At 67.2% G+C, this 16,117-nt stretch carries 18 protein-coding genes; 17 read left to right on the forward strand and 1 reads right to left on the reverse strand.

Annotation, left to right across the window (positions count from 1 at the left end; translation table 11 throughout):
- Positions 1-94: 94 nt before the first annotated feature.
- The 17 genes from iscR to der all read left to right on the forward strand — a co-directional run bounded on the left by iscR (position 95) and on the right by der (position 14,908).
- Positions 95-589, forward strand: coding sequence for a Fe-S cluster assembly transcriptional regulator IscR (gene iscR / locus GCU53_RS18195; protein ID WP_152388849.1), 495 nt, complete (start codon positions 95-97; stop codon positions 587-589).
- A gap of 29 nt (positions 590-618) precedes the next feature.
- The gene (locus tag GCU53_RS18200) at positions 619-1,833 is read left to right on the forward strand and encodes an IscS subfamily cysteine desulfurase (RefSeq protein ID WP_152388850.1); all 1,215 of its coding nucleotides are present in this window, start codon (positions 619-621) and stop codon (positions 1,831-1,833) included.
- Positions 1,834-1,875: 42 nt separating this feature from the next.
- Complete coding sequence (gene iscU / locus GCU53_RS18205; RefSeq protein ID WP_152388851.1) at positions 1,876-2,262, forward strand: Fe-S cluster assembly scaffold IscU; 387 nt, start codon at positions 1,876-1,878, stop codon at positions 2,260-2,262.
- A 27-nt stretch (positions 2,263-2,289) separates the two neighbouring features.
- Positions 2,290-2,613 carry an iron-sulfur cluster assembly protein IscA gene (gene iscA / locus GCU53_RS18210; protein ID WP_039802419.1) on the forward strand — a complete coding sequence of 108 codons (324 nt, stop codon included), beginning with the start codon at positions 2,290-2,292 and terminating at the stop codon, positions 2,611-2,613.
- A 9-nt stretch (positions 2,614-2,622) separates the two neighbouring features.
- Positions 2,623-3,147 carry a co-chaperone HscB gene (gene hscB / locus GCU53_RS18215; RefSeq protein ID WP_152388852.1) on the forward strand — a complete coding sequence of 175 codons (525 nt, stop codon included), beginning with the start codon at positions 2,623-2,625 and terminating at the stop codon, positions 3,145-3,147.
- A gap of 39 nt (positions 3,148-3,186) precedes the next feature.
- A complete protein-coding gene (hscA, locus tag GCU53_RS18220) occupies positions 3,187-5,052 on the forward strand; it encodes a Fe-S protein assembly chaperone HscA (protein WP_152388853.1) in 1,866 nt (621 codons plus the stop codon).
- Positions 5,053-5,055: 3 nt separating this feature from the next.
- Positions 5,056-5,394 carry an ISC system 2Fe-2S type ferredoxin gene (gene fdx / locus GCU53_RS18225; protein ID WP_152388854.1) on the forward strand — a complete coding sequence of 113 codons (339 nt, stop codon included), beginning with the start codon at positions 5,056-5,058 and terminating at the stop codon, positions 5,392-5,394.
- 10 nt (positions 5,395-5,404) lie between these two features.
- Positions 5,405-5,605, forward strand: a complete 201-nt coding sequence (iscX, locus tag GCU53_RS18230) for a Fe-S cluster assembly protein IscX (RefSeq protein WP_152388855.1) — start codon at positions 5,405-5,407, stop codon at positions 5,603-5,605.
- Positions 5,606-5,701: 96 nt separating this feature from the next.
- The gene (ndk, locus tag GCU53_RS18235; protein ID WP_152388856.1) at positions 5,702-6,133 is read left to right on the forward strand and encodes a nucleoside-diphosphate kinase; all 432 of its coding nucleotides are present in this window, start codon (positions 5,702-5,704) and stop codon (positions 6,131-6,133) included.
- A gap of 25 nt (positions 6,134-6,158) precedes the next feature.
- Positions 6,159-7,304 carry a dual-specificity RNA methyltransferase RlmN gene (rlmN, locus tag GCU53_RS18240; protein ID WP_152388857.1) on the forward strand — a complete coding sequence of 382 codons (1,146 nt, stop codon included), beginning with the start codon at positions 6,159-6,161 and terminating at the stop codon, positions 7,302-7,304.
- 12 nt (positions 7,305-7,316) lie between these two features.
- Positions 7,317-8,075 (forward strand): type IV pilus biogenesis/stability protein PilW, encoded by a 759-nt coding sequence (gene pilW, locus GCU53_RS18245; RefSeq protein WP_152388858.1) that lies wholly within the window; start codon positions 7,317-7,319, stop codon positions 8,073-8,075.
- The gene (locus tag GCU53_RS18250; protein ID WP_152388859.1) at positions 8,072-9,094 is read left to right on the forward strand and encodes a RodZ domain-containing protein; all 1,023 of its coding nucleotides are present in this window, start codon (positions 8,072-8,074) and stop codon (positions 9,092-9,094) included. The genes pilW and GCU53_RS18250 overlap by 4 nt, the downstream gene beginning before the upstream one ends.
- A gap of 6 nt (positions 9,095-9,100) precedes the next feature.
- The gene (gene ispG, locus GCU53_RS18255) at positions 9,101-10,213 is read left to right on the forward strand and encodes a flavodoxin-dependent (E)-4-hydroxy-3-methylbut-2-enyl-diphosphate synthase (RefSeq protein WP_152388860.1); all 1,113 of its coding nucleotides are present in this window, start codon (positions 9,101-9,103) and stop codon (positions 10,211-10,213) included.
- A gap of 9 nt (positions 10,214-10,222) precedes the next feature.
- Positions 10,223-11,509 carry a histidine--tRNA ligase gene (hisS, locus tag GCU53_RS18260; protein WP_152388861.1) on the forward strand — a complete coding sequence of 429 codons (1,287 nt, stop codon included), beginning with the start codon at positions 10,223-10,225 and terminating at the stop codon, positions 11,507-11,509.
- A 24-nt stretch (positions 11,510-11,533) separates the two neighbouring features.
- Positions 11,534-12,178: a YfgM family protein gene (locus tag GCU53_RS18265; RefSeq protein ID WP_152388862.1), complete on the forward strand. Its 645-nt coding sequence runs from the start codon at positions 11,534-11,536 to the stop codon at positions 12,176-12,178.
- Positions 12,171-13,334, forward strand: coding sequence for an outer membrane protein assembly factor BamB (gene bamB, locus GCU53_RS18270; protein WP_167520085.1), 1,164 nt, complete (start codon positions 12,171-12,173; stop codon positions 13,332-13,334). Before GCU53_RS18265 ends, bamB begins: the two co-directional genes overlap by 8 nt.
- Before the next feature lie 95 nt (positions 13,335-13,429).
- Complete coding sequence (gene der / locus GCU53_RS18275; protein WP_152388864.1) at positions 13,430-14,908, forward strand: ribosome biogenesis GTPase Der; 1,479 nt, start codon at positions 13,430-13,432, stop codon at positions 14,906-14,908.
- A gap of 36 nt (positions 14,909-14,944) precedes the next feature.
- Here the strand turns inward: der and GCU53_RS18280 are convergent, their stop codons facing one another.
- Positions 14,945-15,985 carry a zinc ribbon domain-containing protein gene (locus GCU53_RS18280; RefSeq protein WP_152388865.1) on the reverse strand — a complete coding sequence of 347 codons (1,041 nt, stop codon included), beginning with the start codon at positions 15,983-15,985 and terminating at the stop codon, positions 14,945-14,947.
- Positions 15,986-16,117: the final 132 nt, after the last annotated feature.

Here is a 16,117-nt window from a genome sequence, read left to right on the forward strand (position 1 = left end):
ATACAATTCCGAGTAAATTACAGGGATTAATAGTTGATACTATTGGTCGGGTATTGCATACTTGATGCAAATCAGCGATTCCCTGGTATCGACCATGAGACTGACAACCAAAGGCCGGTATGCCGTTACGGCCATGCTCGATCTGGCATTGCATGCCCAGAACGGCCCCGTCTCCCTTGCCGACATCTCCGAGCGCCAGGGGATTTCCCTTTCCTATCTGGAGCAGCTGTTCGCCAAGTTGCGGCGTAATAGTCTGGTGACCAGCGTCCGTGGTCCCGGTGGCGGCTACCAGTTGTCCCGCGGCATGGCCGACATCCAGGTGGCCGAAGTCATTGACGCGGTCAACGAGTCGGTGGACGTGACCCGCTGCCAGGGCGACCGTGGCTGCCATTCGGGAGAGGTCTGTCTGACCCATTACCTCTGGTGCGATCTCAGCCACCAGATCCACGAGTTTCTCAGCGGCATCAGCCTGGCCGATCTGGTCGCCCGCAGCGACGTCCAGGATCTTGCCCGCTTGCAGGATCGGCGCCAGGGCGGCGGTTGTCCGCTGCCGTATGCCGGAAAGATCGAAGCATCCGCCATCGAATGAGCCGGATGCTAGCCCGACAGGAGAGCCCCATGAAGTTGCCGATTTACCTGGATTATTCCGCCACCACTCCGGTCGACCCGCGGGTGGCGCAGAAGATGTGCGAGTGCCTGACCATGGACGGCAATTTCGGCAATCCGGCCTCGCGTTCCCACGTCTTCGGCTGGAAGGCCGAGGAAGCGGTGGAGAACGCCCGTCGGCAGGTGGCGGAGCTGGTCAATGCCGATCCGCGGGAGATCGTCTGGACCTCCGGTGCCACCGAGTCCGACAACCTGGCGATCAAGGGTGTCGCGCACTTCTACGCGAGCAAGGGCAAGCATATCGTCACCTCGAAGATCGAGCACAAGGCGGTGCTGGACACCACCCGCCAGCTCGAGCGCGAGGGCTTCGAGGTAACCTATCTCGAGCCTGGCGAGGACGGCCTGATCACCCCGGCGATGGTCGAGGCGGCGCTGCGCGATGACACCATTCTGGTCTCGGTGATGCACGTCAACAACGAGATCGGCACCGTCAACGACATCGCCACCATCGGCGAGCTGACCCGCGCGCGCGGCGTGCTGTATCACGTGGATGCGGCGCAGTCGACCGGCAAGGTGGCCATCGACCTGGAGAACATGAAGGTCGACCTGATGTCCTTCTCCGCCCACAAGACCTACGGTCCCAAGGGCATCGGTGCGCTCTACGTGCGCCGCAAGCCGCGCGTGCGCCTGGAGGCGCAGATGCATGGTGGCGGTCATGAGCGCGGCATGCGCTCGGGCACCCTGGCGACCCACCAGATCGTCGGCATGGGTGAGGCCTTTCGCATCGCCCGGGAAGAGATGGCTACGGAAAGCCGGCGCATTGCCGGACTCAGCCAGCGCTTCCACGAGCAGGTCAGCACCCTCGAGGAGGTCTACCTGAACGGCAGCGCCACGGCGCGGGTGCCACACAACCTCAACCTCAGCTTCAACTATGTGGAAGGCGAATCGCTGATCATGGCGCTCAAGGACCTCGCGGTTTCCTCGGGCTCGGCCTGCACCTCGGCGTCCCTGGAGCCGTCCTACGTGCTGCGCGCCCTGGGACGCAACGACGAGCTGGCGCACAGCTCGATCCGTTTCACCTTCGGTCGCTTCACCACCGAAGAGGACGTCGACTACGCCGCGCGGAAGGTTTGTGAGGCGGTCAGCAAGCTGCGCGAGCTGTCGCCGCTCTGGGACATGTACAAGGAGGGGGTCGATCTGTCCAAGGTCGAGTGGCAGGCCCACTGATTCCTTTCCCGAAATTGCCCGTGATTAACGAGGTATTGCACCATGGCTTACAGTGATAAGGTCATCGACCACTACGAAAACCCGCGCAATGTCGGCAAGCTCGACGCGCAAGATCCTGACGTCGGCACCGGCATGGTCGGCGCCCCGGCCTGCGGCGACGTGATGCGCCTGCAGATCAAGGTCAACGAGCAGGGCATCATCGAGGACGCCAAGTTCAAGACCTATGGTTGCGGCTCGGCCATCGCCTCCAGCTCCCTGGCCACCGAGTGGATGAAGGGCAAGACCCTGGACGAGGCGGAAACCATCAGGAACACCCAGATCGCCGAAGAGCTGGCGTTGCCGCCGGTCAAGATCCACTGCTCCGTGCTGGCAGAGGATGCCATCAAGGCCGCCGTGCGCGACTACAAGCACAAGAAGGGCCTGGTTTAAACCACGCTGACGAGTTAAGGAGTTGCAATGGCCATCACCATGACCGAAGCCGCCGCCCACCATGTCCGCCGCTCCCTCGAAGGGCGCGGCAAGGGCGAGGGCATCCGCCTGGGCGTCCGCACGAGCGGCTGTTCGGGCCTGGCCTACGTGCTGGAGTTCGTCGACGAGGTGGCTGGCGAGGATCAGGTGTTCGAGAGTCACGGCGTCAAGGTGATCATCGACCCCAAGAGCCTGGTCTACCTGGACGGCACCGAGCTGGACTTCGTCCGCGAAGGGCTCAACGAGGGCTTCAAGTTCAACAACCCGAACGTGCGTGGCGAGTGCGGCTGCGGCGAAAGCTTCAACACCTGAGGCGGCTGCATGGGTAGTAGCGGCAGTCATTTCGCCCTGTTCGACCTCGAGCCGGATTTTCGCCTCGACCTGGAGCGGCTCGCGGCGCGCTACCGCGAACTGGTGCGCCGGGTGCATCCCGACCGCTTCGCCGGTGCCCCCGAGCGTGAGCAGCGCCTGGCGCTGGAGGAGTCTGCCCGGCTCAACGAGGCCTACCAGACGCTGAGGAGCCCGTCCCGGCGCGCCCGCTACCTGTTGTCCCTGCAGGGAGAGGAGCTGCCCCAGGAAACCACGGTGCAGGATCCTGCGTTCCTCATGCAGCAGATGGAGCTGCGCGAAGAGTTGCAGGAGCTGCAGGACGCCGCCGACCTGGGCGGGCTGGCGACCTTCAAGCGCCACCTCGCGCAGGCCCAGGAGCAGCTCAACGAGGGCTTCGCCACCTGCTGGGCCGATCCGCTGCGGCGCGACGAGGCCGAGCGCCTGGCGCGGCGCATGCAGTTTCTCGACAAGCTCTCCAGCGAGGTCCGCCAGCTCGAAGAGCGTCTCGACGACTAACCCCGCGCAGCTCCTGCCGCGCCCCGATAGCTGAATGCCATGGCCCTACTGCAGATCGCTGAACCCGGACAAAGCCCGCAGCCCCACCAGCGCCGCCTGGCGGTCGGGATCGACCTGGGCACTACCAATTCGCTGGTCGCCACATTGCGTAGCGGCCTGGCCGAGTCCCTGAAGGATGCCGACGGAGAGGCGATCCTGCCCTCTGCGGTGCGCTACCTGCCCGGTGGTCAGGTCGAGGTCGGCCGCCAGGCCAGGGCCGCCGCCGCCGTGGATCCCTTGAATACCGTGCTGTCGGTGAAGCGCCTGATGGGACGTGGCATCGCCGACGTCAAGCTGCTCGGCGAGCAGCTGCCGTACCGCTTCGTCGAGGGCGAGTCGCACATGCCCTTCATCGAGACGGTGCAGGGTCCGAAGAGCCCGGTGGAGGCGTCGGCAGAGATCCTCCGGGTGCTGCGCCGGCGTGCCGAGGAGGCCCTGGGCGGCGAGCTGGTCGGTGCGGTGATCACCGTGCCGGCCTATTTCGACGAGGCGCAGCGTCAGGCCACCAAGGATGCCGCGCGTCTGGCCGGCCTCAACGTGCTGCGCCTGCTCAACGAGCCGACCGCCGCTGCGGTCGCCTATGGTCTCGACCGGGGGGCTGAGGGTGTGGTGGCGGTCTACGACCTGGGTGGCGGCACCTTCGACATCTCCATCCTGCGCCTGACCCACGGCGTCTTCGAGGTGCTCGCCACCGGTGGCGACAGTGCCCTCGGGGGCGATGACTTCGACCATGCCATCGCCAGCTGGATCGTCGAGCAGGCGGGGCTGTCCGCCGATCTCGATCCGGGAACCCAGCGCCATCTGCTGCAGCTGGCCTGCGCGGCCAAGGAGGCGCTGAGCGACAGCGGCTCGGTGGCGCTCGCCTATGGCCCCTGGCAGGGCGAGCTGTCCCGCGAATGCTTCGAGGCGCTGATCGAGCCCCTGGTGGCGCGCAGTCTGAAGGCCTGTCGGCGGGCGCTGCGCGATGCCGAGCTCGATCCGCAGGACATTTCCGCGGTGGTCATGGTCGGCGGCTCGACCCGGGTGCCACGGGTGCGCCAGGCGGTCGCCGAGCTGTTCGAGCGCCAGCCGCTGACCGACATCGATCCCGACCAGGTGGTCGCCATCGGTGCGGCGCTGCAGGCCGACACCCTGGCCGGCAACGGGCGCGACGGCGAGGAGCTGCTGCTGCTGGACGTCAATCCGCTTTCCCTGGGGCTCGAGACCATGGGCGGACTGATGGAGAAGGTCATCCCGCGCAACACCACCCTGCCCGTGGCGCGGGCCCAGGACTTCACCACCTACAAGGACGGCCAGACGGCCATGCTGATCCATGTCCTGCAGGGCGAGCGCGAGCTGGTCAAGGATTGCCGCTCCCTGGCGCGCTTCGAGCTGCGCGGCATTCCGCCCATGGTGGCGGGCGCGGCGAAGATCCGCGTCACCTTCCAGGTCGACGCCGACGGGCTGCTCGGCGTCTCCGCCCGCGAGCTGGGTTCCGGTGTCGAGGCGAGCGTGCAGGTCAAGCCGTCCTATGGCCTGACCGACGGCGAAATCGCGCGGATGCTCAAGGACTCCTTCGAGCATGCCGGCGGCGACAAGGCTGCCCGCATGCTGCGCGAGCAGCAGGTCGAGGCGCAGCGTCTGCTGGAAGCGGTGCAGGCAGCCCTGGAGACCGATGGCAAAGCGTTGCTGAGCCCCGACGAGCGGGCCGCCATCGAGACGCAGATGCAGGCGCTGCGCGAGGTTCTGGGCGGGCAGGACACTGCCGTCATCGAGGCGCATGCCCGTCGTCTGGCGCAGATCACCGATGCCTTCGCCGCCCGGCGCATGGATGCCTCGGTGAAGGCCGCGCTGTCCGGCCGCCGACTGAACGAAATCGAGGAGTGAATGATGCCGCAGATCGTTTTTCTGCCCCACGAGGTGCATTGTCCCGAAGGCAAGGTGGTCGAGGCCGAGGCCGGCGAGAGCATTCTCGAGGCCGCGCTGCGCAACGACATCGAGATCGAGCACGCTTGCGAGATGTCCTGTGCCTGCACCACCTGCCATGTGATCGTGCGCGAGGGCTTCGGCTCCCTGGAGCCGTCCGACGAGCTGGAGGACGACATGCTCGACAAGGCCTGGGGGCTGGAGCCGGAATCGCGGCTATCCTGTCAGGCGAAGGTCGGTGCCGAGGATCTGGTGGTGGAGATTCCCCGCTACACCATCAATCAGGTTTCGGAAAAGCACTGAGGGCATGCGCGTGAGTCTGAAATGGACCGACGTACAAGAAATCGCCCTGCAGCTGGCCGATACCCATCCGCAGATCGATCCACGCTACCTCAACTTCGTCGATCTGCATCGCTGGGTGCTGGCGCTGCCGGAGTTCGACGACGATCCCGCGCGGGGCGGCGAGAAGGTGCTGGAAGCCATCCAGGCGGCGTGGATCGAAGAAGCCGACTGATCCACAAGCTGATCTTATGCATTTCACTGGAACCCGCGTATAATCCGCGGGTTTAATTTTCCGCTTTTCAAACCCCCCGATTGACTGGAGCTATCCATGGCCGTTGAACGTACCCTTTCCATCATCAAGCCCGACGCCGTCGCCAAGAACGTCATCGGTGAGATCCTCACCCGTTTCGAGAAGGCCGGCCTGCGTGTCGTCGCTGCGAAGATGGTCCAGCTGTCCGAGCGCGAAGCCGGCGGCTTCTACGCCGAGCACCAGGCGCGTCCGTTCTTCAAGGATCTGGTGTCCTTCATGACCTCCGGTCCGGTTGTCGTGCAGGTGCTGGAAGGCGAGGGCGCCATTGCCAAGAACCGCGAGCTGATGGGCGCCACCAACCCGAAGGACGCTGCTCCGGGCACCATCCGCGCCGACTTCGCCGTGTCCATCGACGAAAACGCCGTGCACGGTTCCGACTCCGAGGCCTCCGCTGCCCGCGAGATCGCCTACTTCTTCGCCGCCACCGAGGTATACGCCCGCATTCGCTGATCAGGCGATGGGGGAGGGTGAATCCATGACCGAAACCACCAGGGTGAACCTGCTGGGGCTGACCCAGCCGCAGCTGGAAGGCTTCTTCGAGTCCATCGGCGAGAAGCGCTTTCGTGCCGGGCAGGTGATGAAATGGATTCACCACTTCGGCGTCGACGACTTCGAGGCCATGAGCAACATCGGCAAGGCCCTGCGCGAGAAGCTCAGGGCCTGCGCCGAGATCCGCGGTCCCGAGATCGTCAGCCAGGACATTTCCAGCGACGGCACCCGCAAGTGGGTGGTGCGCGTGGCGTCCGGCAGCTGCGTGGAGACCGTGTACATCCCGCAGGCCGGCCGCGGCACCCTGTGCGTGTCGTCCCAGGCCGGCTGCTCGCTGGACTGCAGTTTCTGCTCCACCGGCAAGCAGGGCTTCAACAGCGACCTGACCGCCGCCGAGATCATCGGCCAGGTCTGGATCGCCAACAAATCCTTCGGCACCGTCCCGGCCAAGATCGACCGCGCCATCACCAACGTGGTGATGATGGGCATGGGCGAGCCGCTGATGAATTTCGACAACGTGGTCGCCGCCATGCAGATCATGATGGACGACCTCGGCTACGGCATCTCCAAGCGCAAGGTGACCCTGTCCACCTCCGGCGTGGCGCCGATGATCGACGAGCTGGGCAAGGTGATCGACGTGTCCTTGGCGCTGTCGCTGCACGCGCCCAACGACGAGCTGCGCAACCGGCTGGTGCCGATCAACCGCAAGTACCCGCTGGCCGTGGTGCTGGACGCCTGCAGGCGCTACATCTCGCGCCTCGGCGAGAAGCGCGTGCTGACCGTGGAGTACACCCTGCTCAAGGACGTCAACGACCAGCCCGAACATGCGGCGCAGATGATCGAGCTGCTGCGCGACGTGCCGTGCAAGATCAACCTGATTCCCTTCAATCCCTTTCCCCACGCCGGTTACGAGCGGCCGAGCAACAACGCCATTCGCCGCTTCCAGGACCTGCTGCACCAGGCCGGGCACAACGTCACGGTGCGCACCACCCGGGGTGAGGACATCGACGCTGCCTGCGGCCAACTGGTCGGGCAGGTCATGGATCGCACCCGGCGCAGCGAGCGCTATATCGCGGTGCGCCAGCTCGGTGACGAGGCTGCGTCATCCCCCGGTGCCGCCAATCGGACCTGAACGAGGATGTTTATGACCCTGCGCGCTGCGCTGCTGTTGCTTTCTGCCACGCTGCTGGTCGGTTGCGTCTCGACCGGCGCGGTCGACCCCATGAAGACCGAACGGGGCCGCAAGGAGGCTCGCGAGGCGTATATCCAGCTCGGCCTCGGCTACCTCAAGCAGGGGCAGACCGACCGGGCCAAGGTGCCGCTGGGCAAGGCCCTGGCGATGGATCCGGGCGATGCCGACGCCCACGCCGCCCTGGCCCTGGTGTTCCAGACCGAGCTCGAGCCCGCCCTGGCCGACCAGCACTATCGCAAGGCGCTGGCCAAGCGTCCCGGCGATGCGCGCATCCTGAACAACTACGGCAGCTTCCTGTTCGAGCAGCGCCGTTATCAGGATGCCTACGAGCGTTTCCAGCAGGCCGCGGCCGACACCCTGTACCCCGAGCGTTCGCGGGTCTACCTCAATCTCGGCCTGACCGCCGTCAAGCTCGGCCGGCGTGACTTCGCCAAGGAGCATCTGGAAAAATCCCTGCGAATCAATTCGCAGCAGCCACGGGCCCTGCTGGAAATGGCCACACTGAATTTCGAGGCGCGCGACTACGTGGCGGCGCGCTCCTATTACTCCAGTTTCAGCCGCATGGGCGAGCAGAATGCCCGCAGCCTGCTGCTGGGTACCCGCCTGGCGAAGGTCTTCGATGATCGCGATCAGGCTGCCAACTTCGGCCTGCAGCTGAAGCGTCTTTACCCGGGCACGCCGGAATATCAGCAATATCTGTCGGAGCAATGATGAACGCGTCGCAAACCGAGAGCACGGCCGCGGCCTCCGTCAACCCGGGCGAGATCCTGCGCAAGGGCCGCGAGGCCAACGACTGGTCGCTGGCCCAGGTGGCCGGACAGCTGAATCTCTCCACCCGGACCCTGGTCCAGCTGGAGGCCGGCGAGTTCGACCGGCTGCCGGGACATACCTTCGCCCGCGGCTATGTGCGCTCCTACGCCAAGTTGCTGGGCATGGACCAGGCCCGCCTGGTCGAGGCCTTCGACCAGTACACCGGCACCAACGCCAAGGGCAGCGAAGTGCACAGCCTGGGCAAGATCGAGCAGCCGCTGCGGATTTCGCAGAGCATCCTGCGTCTGGTCGGCCTCGTCCTGATCCTGCTGCTGGTCGGCTCTGTCCTGTTCTGGTGGCAGGAGCGCTCGGCGCAACAGGGGGGCCGCAACGCGCTCAACCTCGCCCATGTCGAGGTCGACAGCGCCGACGGCACCACCCAGATCCATCCGCTCGACGAACCGGAGGACCAGGCCGTGGCCCAGGCGCTCCAGCCCGCCGAGCCGCAGCCCCAGCCGATCCCGCTGGCCAGCAGCGCAGCCGTTGCGGAAAGCCAGCCGGCAGGCGAAGCGCCGGCCGCGACGCCGCCGCTGCCGCTGGAGTCGGCCGCACCCGGCACCGCCGTGCCGCTAGTCGAGGCTGCGCCTGCAGCCCCGGCCGTTCCCGCGCAGGCTGCGCCGGCCGCCAGCGCGCCGGAAACCGCGGCCACCCCGGCACCTGTCGAGCCGGCCGCCGGTGAGGGGCTGCTGAGCATCCGCTTCACGGCCGACTGCTGGACGCAGGTCACCGACGCCCGCGGCAAGGCGCTGTTTCGCGGCCTGAAGCGCGCCGGCGACACGCTCGAGCTGCGCGGCCAGAAGCCGCTGGACGTGCGCCTCGGCTTCGCCCACGGCGCCGAGGTCAGCTTCAACGGCCAGCCGGTCAACCTGGCCCCCCACACCGCCCGTGGCGCGACCGCCCGCCTGAAACTGGGGAACTAAGCCTTCATGCACAGCGAATCACCCATTCAGCGCCGCCCCTCGCGCAAGATCTGGGTCGGCCCGGTGGCGGTCGGCGGCGATGCGCCCATCTCGGTGCAGAGCATGACCAACACCGACACCCACGATGTCGAGGCCACCGTGGCGCAGATCCGCCGCCTGGAGGCGGCCGGCGCCGACATCGTGCGCGTCTCGGTGCCGGACATGGATGCCGCCGAGGCCTTCGGCCGGATCAAGCAGCAGGTACGGGTGCCGCTGGTCGCCGACATCCACTTCGACTACCAGATCGCCCTGCGCGTGGCCGAGCTGGGCGTCGACTGCCTGCGCATCAATCCGGGCAACATCGGCCGCGAGGACCGGGTCCGCGCCGTGGTGGATGCCGCGCGCGACCGGGGTATCCCGATCCGCATCGGCGTCAACGCCGGCTCCCTGGAGAAGGACCTGCAGAAGAAGTACGGCGAGCCGACCCCGCAGGCGCTGGTGGAGTCCGCCCTGCGTCATGTCGAGCACCTCGACCGCCTGGATTTCCAGAACTTCAAGGTCAGCGTCAAGGCGTCCGACGTGTTCATGGCGGTGGCCGCCTATCGCCTGCTGGCCGGGCAGATCGAGCAGCCGCTGCACCTGGGCATCACCGAGGCCGGCGGGTTGCGCTCCGGCACCGTGAAGTCCGCGGTGGGCCTCGGCATGCTGCTCGCCGAGGGCATCGGCGACACCATTCGCGTCTCGCTGGCCGCCGATCCGGTGGAGGAAATCAAGGTCGGCTTCGACATCCTCAAGTCGCTGCACCTGCGCTCGCGCGGGATCAACTTCATCGCCTGCCCGAGCTGCTCGCGGCAGAACTTCGATGTGGTGAAGACCATGAACGAGCTGGAGACCCGCCTCGAGGATCTGCTGGTGCCGCTCGATGTGGCGGTGATCGGCTGCGTGGTGAACGGTCCCGGCGAGGCCAAGGAGGCACATGTCGGCCTCACCGGCGGCACCCCGAACAACCTGGTCTACATCGACGGCAAGCCGGCGCAGAAGCTGGGCAACGAGAATCTGGTGGACGAGCTGGAGCGGCTGATCCGCCGCAAGGCTGCGGAAAAGGCCGCAGCCGACGCCAGCCTGATCGTCCGCAGCTAAGGAATCCGCGTGAGCAAGAACATCCAGGCCATCCGTGGCATGAACGACATCCTGCCGGAGCAGACCCCGCTCTGGCGCTATTTCGAGAACGGCGTGGCCGGCCTGCTGGACGGCTACGGCTACCGGCAGATCCGCATGCCGATCGTCGAGTTCACCGAGCTGTTCAAGCGCTCCATCGGCGAGGTCACCGACATCGTCGAGAAGGAGATGTACACCTTCGAGGACCGCAATGGCGATTCCCTGACCCTGCGTCCGGAGGGTACCGCCAGCTGTGTGCGGGCCGTGCTCGAGCACGGCATCAGCGGTGGCGGCCAGGTGCAGAAGCTCTGGTACGTCGGTCCGATGTTCCGCCACGAGCGCCCGCAGAAGGGCCGCTACCGGCAGTTCCACCAGATCGGCGTGGAGGTCTTCAACCTTGCGGGGCCGGACATCGATGCCGAGCTGATCGTGCTGACCTGGCGCCTGTGGGGCCTGCTCGGCCTGCGCGAGGCGGTGACTCTCGAACTCAACAGCCTGGGCAGCAGCGAGGCCCGCGCCCGCTACCGCGAGGCGCTGGTCGAGTACCTCTCGGCCCGCTTCGAGCAGCTCGACGAGGACAGCCAGCGGCGCCTGTCCAGCAACCCGCTGCGCATCCTCGACAGCAAGAACCCGGATACCCAGGCCCTGCTGGTGGACGCGCCCAAGCTGGTGGACTACCTGGACGAGGAGTCGCGCCTGCACTTCGAGGGCCTCAAGGCGCGCCTGGACGCCGCCGGCGTTCCCTACGTGATCAATCCCAAACTGGTGCGCGGCCTGGACTACTACGGCAAGACGGTGTTCGAGTGGGTCACCGACAAGCTCGGCGCCCAGGGCACCGTCTGCGCCGGCGGCCGCTATGACGGCCTGGTCGAGCAACTGGGCGGCAAGCCGACGCCGGCGGTGGGCTTCGCCATGGGCATCGAGCGCCTGGTGCTGCTGCTGGAAACCCTGGACAAGGTTCCGGACGAGCTGTCCCGGCAGATCGACGTGTATTTCTGCGCCTTCGGCGAGACGGCCGAACTGGCGGCCCTGGGGCTGGCCGAGCAACTGCGCGATGCGCTGCCGGGGCTGCGCCTGGCGGTCAACGCCGGGGCCGGCAGCTTCAAGAGCCAGTTGAAGAAGGCCGACAAGAGCGGCGCCCTCTACGCCCTGGTACTGGGCGAGGACGAGCTGGCCCGGCGCATCGTCGGCCTGAAGCCGCTGCGTGCCGAGGGCGAACAACAAAGCATTGGCTGGGACGAGCTGGGCGAGCGCCTGGCAGCCTGCCTGCAGGCCTGAATACTGGATTGAGGAGTTATCGGGGTGATCTCGCGTACCGAAGATGAAGAGCTGGTGCAGATCAAGGACTGGTGGAAGCGCAGCGGCAAGCCCCTGCTCACCGGCGGTGCCCTGGCCCTGGTGCTGGTGTTCGCCTGGCAGGGCTGGCAGAAGTACCAGACCGGGCGGGCGCAGGGAGCCTCGGCGCTCTACCAGCAGCTGCTGGACGCCAGTCTGAGGCCGTCCGGGAAACCGGATACGGCGCGGATCGCCGAACTCTACGGGCACCTGCAGAGCGATTTCGCCGGCACCCATTACGCCCAGTACGGCAGCCTGCTGGTCGCCAAGGTGGCGGTGGAGGACGGCAAGCTCGACGAGGCCGCCGCCGAGCTGCGGGCGATTCTCGACAAGCCGGCCGACGCCACGCTCGGCGAACTGGCTCGCCAGCGCCTGGCGCGGGTCCTGGCGGCTCAGGACAAGGCCGAGGAGGGCCTTGCCCTGCTCGCCGGCGAGGCCGATGCGGCCTTCCAGGCCGTGCGCGAGGAGATCCGGGGCGATCTGCTGCTGCAGCTCGGCCGTCCCGACGAGGCGCGAGCCGCCTACGAGAAGGCCAAGGCTGCCCAGTCCGCCGACGCCGGCCCGGAAACCCTGCAGATGAAGCTCGACGACCTGGCCAAGGGAGATGCCTGACGTGAAGCCCTGGAAACATGCCGCGGTGCTGGCCATGGCCGCGACGCTCGCCGGCTGCAGCATCGGCAACTGGTTCAACAGCTCCAAGGAGCAGCCGCCGGCCCCCTTGGCGAAGTTCCAGGAAGAGGTTCGACTGAACAAGGAGTGGAGCCGCACCATCGGCGAGGGTCAGGGCGAGACCTACAACCTGCTGGTGCCGGCGGTGGAGGGCGACACCCTGTTTGTCGCCGATGTCGGCGGCCTGGTGATGGCCCTCGACCGCTTCAGCGGCAAGGTCGTCTGGCGCAAGGAGCTGGGGGCGCCGGTGTCCGGCGGCGTGGGCGCCGGCTATGGGCAGGTTCTACTCGGCACCCTGCAGGGCGAGGTGATCGCCCTGGACTCGGGCAGCGGCGAGGAGCTCTGGCGCAGCCGCGTCACCAGCGAGGTGCTGGCTCCGCCGGTGAGCAACGGCGACGTGGTGGTGGTGCAGACCCAGGACGACCGCCTGATCGCCCTCGAGGCGAGCAGCGGCAGCCAGCGCTGGATCTACGAGAGCACGCCGGCCGTGCTCACCCTGCGCGGCACCGGTGCGCCGCTGGTTACCAACCAGCTGGCGATCGTCGGCCTGTCCAGCGGCAAGGTGCTCGCCCTGGAAACCCAGCGCGGCCTGCCGATCTGGGAGCAGCGGGTGGCGGTGCCGTCCGGGCGCTCCGAGCTGGAGCGCGTGGTGGACATCGACGGCGGTCTGGCGATGTCCGGCGGCACCCTGTACGTCGCGACCTTCCAGGGCAACATCGCTGCCCTCGATATGCAGACCGGGCGCCCCCTGTGGCAGCGCCAGGCCTCCAGCAATGGCAGCGTGGCGCTGGGGTATGGCAGCGTCTACGTGAGCCTGGCCGAGGGCGCCGTCGAAGGCATCGACGAGCGCAGCGCCTCGGCGCTGTGGAAGAACGATGCCCTGGCCCGTCGCCAGCTGTCGTCGCCGGAGGTGTTCTCCAGTTACGTGGCGGTCGGCGACCTGGAGGGCTACCTGCACCTGCTCAGCCAGGTGGACGGCCGCTTCGTCGGGCGCATCCGCGTCGACAACAAGGGCCTGCGCGCCCGTCCGCTGGTGGTGGGCGACTGGCTGTATGCCTACGGCAACGGCGGCAACCTGGTCGCGCTGACCATTCGCTGACCGCCAGCCATCGGTCGGCTTGGTCCGACCCCCCGTTCGGCCGCTGCCCCGCGCAGCGGCCGTTGTGTTTTTCGAACATTGCAGGTGAGAGCCTTATGGTTCCCGTAATCGCCCTGGTGGGCCGCCCGAACGTCGGCAAGTCGACGCTGTTCAACCGTCTGACCAAGACCCGCGACGCCATCGTCGCCGAATACGCCGGACTGACCCGCGACCGCCAATACGGCGAGGCCAAGTGGCAGGGCCGCACGTACATCGTCATCGACACCGGGGGTATCTCCGGCGACGAGGAGGGTATCGATGCGAAGATGGCCGAGCAGTCGCTGCAGGCCATCGAGGAGGCCGACGCCGTGCTGTTCATGGTCGACTCCCGTGCCGGGATGACCGCCGCCGACCAGCTGATCGCCGAGCATTTGCGCAAGCGCAACAAGCGCAGCTTCCTGGTGGCGAACAAGGTCGACACCGTCGACCCGGACATCGCCCGCGCCGAGTTCAGCCCGCTGGGCCTGGGCGACGCCCTGCCGATCGCCGCCGCCCACGGGCGCGGCATCAACGCCATGCTTGAGGCGGCCCTCGGCATCTTCCCCAGGGACAATGCCGAACTCGAGGGCGAGGAGGGCGAAGAGGAGATCGTCGCCGAGGGCGAGGAGCCCAGGCGCATCCCCGGCCCCAGCGAGAAGGACGGCATCAAGATCGCCATCATCGGCCGTCCCAACGTCGGCAAGTCGACCCTGGTCAACCGCATGCTCGGCGAGGAGCGGGTGATCGTCTACGACCAGGCCGGCACCACCCGCGACAGCATCTACATCCCCTTCGAGCGCGACGAGGAGAAGTACACCCTGATCGATACCGCCGGCGTGCGCCGCCGCGGCAAGATCTTCGAGGCGGTGGAGAAGTTCTCGGTGGTCAAGACCCTGCAGGCCATCCAGGACGCCAACGTGGTGATCTTCGTGATGGACGCCCGCGAAGGGGTGGTCGAGCACGACCTCAACCTGCTCGGCTTCGTGCTGGAGACCGGCCGCGCCCTGGTCATTGCGCTGAACAAGTGGGACGGCATGGAGCCGGGCCAGCGCGACTACGTGAAGACCGAGCTGGAGCGCCGGCTGATGTTCGTCGACTTCGCCGACATCCACTTCATTTCGGCGCTGCACGGCAGCGGCGTGGGCCACCTCTACAAATCGGTGCAGGCCTCGTTCAAGTCGGCCATCACCCGCTGGCCGACCAGCCGCCTGACCCAGATCCTCGAGGACGCGGTGCAGGAGCACCAGCCGCCGCTGGTCAACGGCCGGCGCATCAAGCTGCGCTACGCCCACCTGGGCGGCGCCAACCCGCCCTTGATCGTGATCCATGGCAACCAGGTGGAGGCGGTGCCGAAGTCCTATACGCGCTATCTGGAGAATACCTATCGCCGCGTGCTCAGGCTGGTCGGCACGCCGATCCGCATCGAATACAAGGGCGGCGACAACCCCTACGAGGGCAAGAAGAACGCCCTCACCGACCGTCAGGTGAACAAGAAGCGCCGCCTGATGAGCCACCACAAGAAGGCCGAGAAGAAGCGCAAGGACAAGAAGCGCTGAGGATCCGCCCGGAGGCCGGGCGGGCGTCCTCGCGGGTCACGGCCGTGCGGCCGGGGCACCGCAGGCGTGGCAGAAGCGGGCGAAGGCGCTCTTGCGCTGCTGGCACTGTCCGCAGTGGTCGAACAGGCAGATGCCGCAATGCGGGCAGTAGTCGATCTGCGGATTGTCCAGATCGACCGGCCGTTCGCAGCCCGGACAGACCTTCTTGGCCAGGCGCGCCAACGCGGTGTCGTAGGACAGCTCCTGGCGCCGCTCGGCGTCGGGCCTGGCCTCGGCCTGGCGCTGCCGCTCCAGGTAGCGGTTCAGGGCGACGATCGCCTGGCGGCCGACCAGCACGGTGATCAGGATGCCCACGGCGTGCCGCACGTAGCCGCCGTAGCTCGGCAGGTAGGGCACCAGTTCGACGAAGAAGACGAACAGCGCGAAGAAGATGAAGCCCCACACGAAGGGCCACCAGGTGCTTCTGCGCTGGCGCGCGAACAGCCAGCCGGCAACGACCAGGAAGGGCAGGGTCAGCGCCAGGCGGTAGGGAAACACCTTCAGCTCCTGGCGCTGCACTTCGTCCTGCAGCCGTTCCCGGGCCTGCTTCTCCAGTTCCTGCAGGCGCTGCTCGGCTCGCCCCGCGGCCTGCTGGGCGTCGAGCAGGCGCTGCTGCTCGGCCTCGACCGCCGCCCGTGCGCTGCGCTCGGCGTTCTTCAGCCGCTCCAGGGCTTCGGTGCGCTGCAAGAGTTCGGCGTCCCGGGACGACTGCTGGGTGGCGCGGCGGCTGGCCAGCCAGGCGTCGAGGCTTTCGCGGGCGGCCAGGCTGTCCTGGCGGGCCACCTCCAGCTTCAGACGCGCCTGGTCCAGGGCATCGCGGATGTCCTGGGCGAGCCGGTGCTGCTGCTCGCTCTCCTGACGCGCCTGTTCGGCGGCGGGCCGGTCGATGAAGTCCTCGATCGTCAGGTATTGCTCGACCAGCGGCAGGTTCTTCACCAGGGTGCCGCCCAGTCCGATCAGGAAACCGGCGAAGACGACGGCGATGATCCACAGGACGAGGCGGAACCATTTTTCCGACAGGCGTTGGGCTTTGCTCATGGGGGCATCCTTTCTTGGCGGGCTGTCCGTCGGCGGCGGCCGCGGGTATGGCACGGGGCCACAGGATAGCCCAGGCCATCCGCCCTGATGAGGCGCAATTCGCTGCGCCTGCGGCTGCCGCGGGCTGGCGGA

It is taken from the genome of Azotobacter salinestris, assembly GCF_009363155.1.
GTDB lineage: Bacteria > Pseudomonadota > Gammaproteobacteria > Pseudomonadales > Pseudomonadaceae > Azotobacter > Azotobacter salinestris.

Excerpts from the sequence above, each read along its gene's own strand:
- pilW (WP_152388858.1), top strand. The coding sequence starts at position 7,317 with ATGACCCTGCGCGCTGCGCTGCTGTTGCTTTCTGCCACGCTGCTGGTC.
- ispG (WP_152388860.1), top strand. The coding sequence starts at position 9,101 with ATGCACAGCGAATCACCCATTCAGCGCCGCCCCTCGCGCAAGATCTGG.
- der (WP_152388864.1), top strand. The coding sequence starts at position 13,430 with ATGGTTCCCGTAATCGCCCTGGTGGGCCGCCCGAACGTCGGCAAGTCG.
- GCU53_RS18200 (WP_152388850.1), top strand. The coding sequence starts at position 619 with ATGAAGTTGCCGATTTACCTGGATTATTCCGCCACCACTCCGGTCGAC.
- GCU53_RS18280 (WP_152388865.1), bottom strand. The coding sequence starts at position 15,985 with ATGAGCAAAGCCCAACGCCTGTCGGAAAAATGGTTCCGCCTCGTCCTG.
- ndk (WP_152388856.1), top strand. The coding sequence starts at position 5,702 with ATGGCCGTTGAACGTACCCTTTCCATCATCAAGCCCGACGCCGTCGCC.
- fdx (WP_152388854.1), top strand. The coding sequence starts at position 5,056 with ATGCCGCAGATCGTTTTTCTGCCCCACGAGGTGCATTGTCCCGAAGGC.
- hscB (WP_152388852.1), top strand. The coding sequence starts at position 2,623 with ATGGGTAGTAGCGGCAGTCATTTCGCCCTGTTCGACCTCGAGCCGGAT.
- iscA (WP_039802419.1), top strand. The coding sequence starts at position 2,290 with ATGGCCATCACCATGACCGAAGCCGCCGCCCACCATGTCCGCCGCTCC.
- rlmN (WP_152388857.1), top strand. The coding sequence starts at position 6,159 with ATGACCGAAACCACCAGGGTGAACCTGCTGGGGCTGACCCAGCCGCAG.
- hscA (WP_152388853.1), top strand. The coding sequence starts at position 3,187 with ATGGCCCTACTGCAGATCGCTGAACCCGGACAAAGCCCGCAGCCCCAC.
- bamB (WP_167520085.1), top strand. The coding sequence starts at position 12,171 with ATGCCTGACGTGAAGCCCTGGAAACATGCCGCGGTGCTGGCCATGGCC.
- GCU53_RS18250 (WP_152388859.1), top strand. The coding sequence starts at position 8,072 with ATGATGAACGCGTCGCAAACCGAGAGCACGGCCGCGGCCTCCGTCAAC.
- iscU (WP_152388851.1), top strand. The coding sequence starts at position 1,876 with ATGGCTTACAGTGATAAGGTCATCGACCACTACGAAAACCCGCGCAAT.
- iscR (WP_152388849.1), top strand. The coding sequence starts at position 95 with ATGAGACTGACAACCAAAGGCCGGTATGCCGTTACGGCCATGCTCGAT.